Below are 6134 nucleotides of genomic sequence, written 5' to 3'. Positions count from 1 at the left end.
AGAAGACTGAGAGTGCACAGTTTATTGTGACGGGTTTTTTTGTGGTGCAGATAAATGACCTAAATAGCGGCACCAAAAACTAAATCGAAAAGTGAGCCGAATCCTGCCCGAGAGCAAATCTTAACGGGGATAGGCTCGGAAACCTGCGGACAGATAAACGGTTTTACCGGAGCAGCTCAGCAGTCCGCGGACAGATAAACGGTTTTACTCAAAGCGGCCCAGAAGCCTGAGAGGTGGATAATCCCTGCGGGTGACGGGCATTCCGCAGCGCTGCGGCGAAGACGGAAGGCCAGGCGAGGGNCAGGGATGCTGCACTCAGGGAGCGGCGGGCAGGGATGCCCGCTCGCGACCGGGCCGTCCGGCCTGGAGCCGGAGCCAAAGGCACCACGCAACGCGTGGCGCGAGGACGCCCGGCACCCGCAGGGATTATCCACCGGCACAGCAGAAATTGCAGCCAGCACAACCAATCGGCCAACGCAGGAATTATCCATCGGCACCGCAGAAATTGCAGCCAGCACAACCAACCGGCCAACGCTGGAATTATCCACCGGCACAGCAGAAATTGCAGCCAGCACAACCAATCGGCTAACGCAGGAATTATCCATCGGCACCGCAGATATTGCAGCCAGCACAATCCACCGACACAGCAGATATCACAGCCCGGCCCCCCATTCCATAAGCCTGACGCCGGGCTTCTTAAATCAGACGATACCCTGACTACGCAGATAATCTTCGTAATTGCCGGTAAAATCGTTGATCTTGCCGGGAACCATCTCAATCACCCGCGTCGCCAGCGAACTGACAAACTCACGGTCGTGTGAAACGAAAATCAGCGTACCTTCGTACATCTCCAGCGCCATATTCAGCGCCTCGATAGACTCCATATCCAGGTGGTTGGTTGGCTCATCCATAATCAGTACGTTCGGCTTTTCCATCATCAGCTTACCGAAAAGCATACGCCCCTTCTCACCACCGGAAAGAACCTTCGCGGGCTTACGGATATCATCCTGACTGAACAGCAGACGCCCCAGAATGCCACGCACGGCCTGCTCATCATCGCTCTCCTGCTTCCACTGGCTCATCCAGTCGAAAACCGTCAGATCGTCAGCAAAATCATGAGCGTGATCCTGAGCGTAATAACCGATACGCGCGTTTTCAGACCACTTCACTGAACCCGTATCAGGCTGCAACTCACCCACCAGCGTTTTCAGCAGGGTCGTCTTACCGATACCGTTAGGACCGATAATCGCCAGCTTCTCGCCCACTTCCAGCAGCAGATTAACGTTCTTAAACAGCGGACCCTGGTCGAAACCTTTACTCACCGCCTCCAGCTCCAGCGCGTTGCGGAACAGCTTCTTATCCTGATCAAAACGGATAAACGGGTTCTGACGGCTTGAGGCCTTAACTTCTTCCAGCTTGATCTTATCAATCTGCTTAGCGCGCGAGGTCGCCTGGCGAGACTTCGAGGCGTTAGCGCTGAAGCGGCTAACAAACGACTGCAATTCATTAATCTGCGCCTTCTTCTTGGCGTTATCAGACAGCAAACGCTCGCGCGACTGGGTCGCGGCAGTCATATACTCGTCGTAATTACCGGGGTAAACGCGCAGCTCGCCGTAATCCAGATCGGCCATATGCGTGCAGACCATATTCAGGAAGTGACGGTCATGCGAAATGATGATCATGGTACTGTTACGATCGTTCAGCACCTGCTCCAGCCAGCGAATGGTATCGATGTCCAGGTTGTTGGTCGGTTCGTCAAGCAGCAGGATATCCGGGTTAGAAAACAACGCCTGCGCCAGCAGCACGCGCAGCTTCCAGCCGGGAGCAACCTCGCTCATCGGGCCGTAATGCTGCTCCAGCGGAATACCCACACCCAGCAGCAGTTCACCCGCGCGCGCTTCAGCGGTGTAACCGTCCATTTCACCGTACTTCGACTCGAGATCGGCCACTTTATAGCCGTCTTCTTCGCTCATTTCCGGCAGGGCGTAAATGCGATCGCGCTCTTCTTTGACTTCCCACAGCTCACCGTGGCCCATGATCACCGTATCAAGTACCGTGTACTGCTCAAAGGCGAACTGATCCTGGCGTAGCTTACCGATACGCTCATTCGGATCGAGGGAGACATTACCGCCTGACGGAACCAGATCGCCGCCAAGGATTTTCATAAAGGTGGACTTGCCGCTACCGTTGGCGCCGATCAGTCCGTAGCGGTTGCCGCCGCCAAATTTGACAGAGATGTTTTCGAACAGCGGCTTACTGCCAAACTGCATGGTGACGTTACTGGAAACTAGCACAGGATTGCCTTTCGTTTGCGATGTGAGGGTGTGATTCAGCGCGCATTATGCCAAAAAAAAGGGGCGGCGAATACTCCACCGCCCCTCACGCGTTGTTTACTGCCTGTTAGTGGCTTTTTATCTCGCGTTTCGGCGCGGGCATCGGACGCGTTTCTACGTCATTGCTGAGCCAGTCGTGCAGGTAATGCTCAATCTGTTCCAGGCTGCGATTACGGGTTTCCGGTATGCATTTCACCACAAATACCGCGCCGAACAGGCCGATCAGGGCAAAGATAAAGAATGCGCCCGCCAGGCCTACCGTCGACAGCAGTATCGGGAATGCCAGGGAGATCAGGAAATTAGCAATCCACATGGCGAAGACCGCACCGCCCATAAAGATCCCACGCAGGCGGGTCGGGAAGATCTCCGACAGCAGCAGCCAGGTGACTGGCGACAGCGCACCCTGCTGAAAGCTCAGGAACATCAGCATACCCAGCAGCACCAGATATCCCCGCATCACGTCAGGCTGACCGCCGATCGTTTCAGGCATAAAATAACTGACGCAACCGATAAACAGCAGACAGGCGGTGCAGCCAAACTGACCTATTTTTACCATAGTGCGGCGACCCAGCTTACCCAGCAGCCAGATACCGACAAAGGTCATAATCACCGAGATCGCCCCGTTGCTGATGGTGGCGAATAGCGCCGCATCGGTACTCATGCCTACGGCTTTCAGCATGGTAGGTGCGTAATACATGATGGTATTCACGCCCGAAAGCTGCTGGATCACCGCAATCCCTACACCAATAAAAAACAGCTTTAGCAGCCACGGCTTTCTCAGTTCGCGCAGGCTCGGCTTGCCCTTATTTTCATCCTCGGTCAGGGTTTCCTCAATTTCGGTCAGTTCCCACTCCACGTCACTTTTGGCGCGGGTACGTTCAAGCACCTGGCGCGCTTCCGCCAGCCTGCCCTTCATGGCATACCAGCGCGGGGAGTCAGGCATAAACATCATACCGATCCACAGTGCCACCGCAGGAATGGTGGCAATGGCCAGCATCCAGCGCCAGGTTTCATGACCGCCCCAGGCGGCGTTAAAACCGGCATTCGAGATATAGGCCAGCATCTGCCCGGAAACAATCATCAGCTCCTGAAGGGTCACCAATTGACCGCGCTTGTTCGCCGGGGCAATTTCAGCAATATAGACAGGCACCGTCGCGGCCGCGCCCCCTACCGCAACGCCGAGCACCAGGCGGAAGAAAATCATCCAGTTTACATCGGGTGCCATTGAGGTCCCCATTGCGCCCACGGCAAATATCGCTGCGAGGATAATGATGATTTTCTTACGCCCGGCGGAGGCAGCGAAATGACCCGAGATCAGTGCGCCAAAAGCGGCACCGAACAGCAGCGAGCTAGTCACCAGGCCGGTAGTAAACGGCGTCAGATGGAGCTCATCGCCCATAAACAACAGCGCCCCGGAGATAACGCCGGTGTCGTAACCAAAAAGCAGACCGCCCAGCGTGGCGATACAGGCGACAACCTTAACAAAGGGTTCCGTTTTGGAAGTACTGTTGGGGCCAGAGGCCCGGCTGGGCGTGAGATATTGTTCTTTCGACATAGTGATATCCTAACCTCGTCTTCTAAACCTGATGTAAAGGGATGTCGGAGAATGAAACGTCTTGTCCGACAATAGTCTGCTACCGCATTAATTTAGACCTTTTCTTTCATTTTAATTAACCATGAAAATTAAATTTTGCAACACAGCTCCCATCATCAGCTTGAAATTGTGACAAAAAGCACAGAGAGCGGCGTATACGGTTGTCTCAATTCTCACGCCATGCTATGGAACAGAGTCACCAACAAAGTGTTATTTTGGCCTGAATATTTCACTTTTACCCGGTATAAAATCCTCAGACGGGCAGTGTGTAAAATTATTATTCAATTAATCCGCCTCATCACCGATCCGGGAAGCCGCGCAACATCAGACAAAGGGCGTGAAAGCGAAGGCGGGAGAAGTGAGAGCCAAAGACAGGCTGAGTGAAAGCAAAAGCCGAAGAAGTGAGCACCAAAGAGAGGCTGAGTGAAAGCGAAGGCGGGAGAAGTGGTCGCGAAGGCAGTGGATGCAAGGCCAAAGACAGTCGCGATAAGCCCTTATTCGCATGGATCGATAACAGCGTGTAGTCGGGAAGACTGCCGCCCGGTTACTCGTCTGATGCAGGCAGTCGCAAGGGAGGCGCATCCCTCATCTGGCGCACGCCGTTGCTATGGAAGCACGTTCCTCGTGTGGCGCGCGCCGGTGATGAGGTGATCCTAAGGTGTTTTACTGCCGCTCACGGCCGGGCCGAAGACCGAATAATTTGGCAGCTGAACGTTTTGATACAGCTCCCAGCCCCCGCCAAGGGCTTTGTAAAGCGCAACCAGATCCAGGCTGGTCTGCACCCTGGCCGAGGCGGCCTGCTGCTTCGCCTGAGCCAGCTGACGCTGGGCATCCAGCGCATCAATAAACGTCGAGAGCCCCTGACGATAGCTGTCGTTAGCCAGATTAAAGGCGTTCTGTAGCGCATCGACCGTCTGATCCAGTCCCTCCACCTGCTGCTGATCGGTACGGTAGCTGACCAGCGCGTTTTCCACATCCTGCAGGGCGGTCAGGACCGTTTGTCGGTAGCCCAGCGCGGCATTAGCCTGTTCGGCGCGAGCCAGCTTAACGCTGGAAACCAGCCTGCCCCCCTGGAAGATGGGAATCGACAGGGACGGACCAAAGCTATAGAAATTACTGCTCCAGTTATCCAGGTAGCTGGCATCGGTATTACGCATGCCAAACTGCCCGGTTAACGAGAGATCGGGGAACAGCTGCGCTACCGATACGCCGATATTAGCGGTGGCGGCATGGAGCTGCGCCTCCGCCTCACGGACGTCGGGCCGTCGGCGGGCCAGCGTGGAAGGAATACCCACCGGCACCACCTGCGGCAGCGGTGGCAGGGTCTTAGACTGAGTTAGTTCAGCATCCAGCGCGCCCGGGGGCTTACCGATTAACACCGCCAGCCCGTTCATGGCCTGACGCATCTGCGCCTGATACTGCGGCAGCTGGGCTTTAAGTGAGTTCAGCTGCGCGCGCGCGTTTTCCACATCCATTTGTGGGGCCAGACCGTTACGCTGCTGACTTTGGGTCAGCTCCAGCGTCTGCTGCGCCACGTCAATCTGGCTTTGCAGCGTCTGACTGATTGACTGCGCGCCCCGCAGCTGCAAATAGGTACGGGCAACTTCGGCTTCCAGAGAAACCAGGGCATCGTTGCGGTTCTCAATCGACTGCTGCTGCTGCGCCTTCGCCATCTCAACCTGACGACGCACTTTGCCCCACAGATCTATCTCCCACGAGGCGTCAAAGCTCCCCTGATAAAGCGTAACCGGCTTGTTCAGGCCATCCAGGGCCGAACGGGCCTCTGGGTTGAGCTGATCGGCCTGGTCATACACGCCGTTCGATTCCAGCTCGCCCTTAAGACCAAGCTGCTCACGATTGAGTGAGGCATTGCCGTTCACCGACGGGAACCAGGCTCCACGCGCCTGATTAAGCTGCTGTCGGGAGCCAGCGATGCGCAGCACCGCCTGTTGCAGGCTGATGTTGCCCGCAATGGCGCGATCGATCAGGCTGTCGAGCTGGGGATCGCGAAAGGATTTCCACCAGCTGGGATTGGTCTGCGTCGCCTGTGGGCGGGAACCGCCATCGCCCTGCATATCGTTGAAGGCCACTGGCGTCACCGGCTTCGGCGCCTGATAGTCTGGCCCGACGGAACAGCCCGACAGCGCCAGCAGAGTAACCATTAGCGTCGCTATCCGCGAATGCCGGAATAAAGGAGAAACGTTCAT

5 protein-coding genes are annotated in these 6134 nt (G+C 56.0%); 2 read left to right on the top strand and 3 right to left on the bottom strand.

Annotation, left to right across the window (positions count from 1 at the left end; genetic code table 11):
* Nucleotides 1-306 precede the first annotated feature (306 nt).
* Nucleotides 307-717: a hypothetical protein gene (locus A1830_RS05060; protein ID WP_067702678.1), complete on the top strand. Its 411-nt coding sequence runs from the start codon at nucleotides 307-309 to the stop codon at nucleotides 715-717.
* Here A1830_RS05060 and A1830_RS05055 read toward each other — a convergent pair.
* Both A1830_RS05055 and A1830_RS05050 read right to left on the bottom strand, forming a co-directional pair.
* Nucleotides 702-2294 carry an ABC-F family ATPase gene (locus A1830_RS05055; protein ID WP_067702675.1) on the bottom strand — a complete coding sequence of 531 codons (1593 nt, stop codon included), beginning with the start codon at nucleotides 2292-2294 and terminating at the stop codon, nucleotides 702-704. The two genes, A1830_RS05060 and A1830_RS05055, sit on opposite strands and share 16 nt — an antisense overlap.
* 106 nt (nucleotides 2295-2400) lie before the next feature.
* Nucleotides 2401-3888: a sugar porter family MFS transporter gene (locus A1830_RS05050; RefSeq protein WP_067702672.1), complete on the bottom strand. Its 1488-nt coding sequence runs from the start codon at nucleotides 3886-3888 to the stop codon at nucleotides 2401-2403.
* A 419-nt stretch (nucleotides 3889-4307) separates the two neighbouring features.
* On the opposite strand from A1830_RS05050, the gene A1830_RS22535 reads away from it, so the two are divergent.
* On the top strand, nucleotides 4308-4451 hold the full coding sequence (locus tag A1830_RS22535; protein ID WP_156484942.1) for a hypothetical protein: 144 nt from the start codon (nucleotides 4308-4310) through the stop codon (nucleotides 4449-4451).
* A gap of 129 nt (nucleotides 4452-4580) precedes the next feature.
* Here the strand turns inward: A1830_RS22535 and A1830_RS05045 are convergent, their stop codons facing one another.
* Nucleotides 4581-6134 (bottom strand): efflux transporter outer membrane subunit, encoded by a 1554-nt coding sequence (locus A1830_RS05045; RefSeq protein WP_082804097.1) that lies wholly within the window; start codon nucleotides 6132-6134, stop codon nucleotides 4581-4583.

Source organism: Erwinia sp. ErVv1 (assembly GCF_900068895.1).
In the GTDB taxonomy this organism is placed as follows: Bacteria; Pseudomonadota; Gammaproteobacteria; order Enterobacterales; family Enterobacteriaceae; genus Erwinia.
The sequence above is the reverse complement of the archived record's forward strand: the minus strand, read 5'-3'. Positions and strand labels throughout refer to the sequence as shown.

Coding starts and splice junctions, on each gene's coding strand:
- A1830_RS05060 (WP_067702678.1), top strand. CDS start 307: ATGCTGCACTCAGGGAGCGGCGGGCAGGGATGCCCGCTCGCGACCGGG.
- A1830_RS05050 (WP_067702672.1), bottom strand. CDS start 3,888: ATGTCGAAAGAACAATATCTCACGCCCAGCCGGGCCTCTGGCCCCAAC.
- A1830_RS05045 (WP_082804097.1), bottom strand. CDS start 6,134: ATGAACGTTTCTCCTTTATTCCGGCATTCGCGGATAGCGACGCTAATG.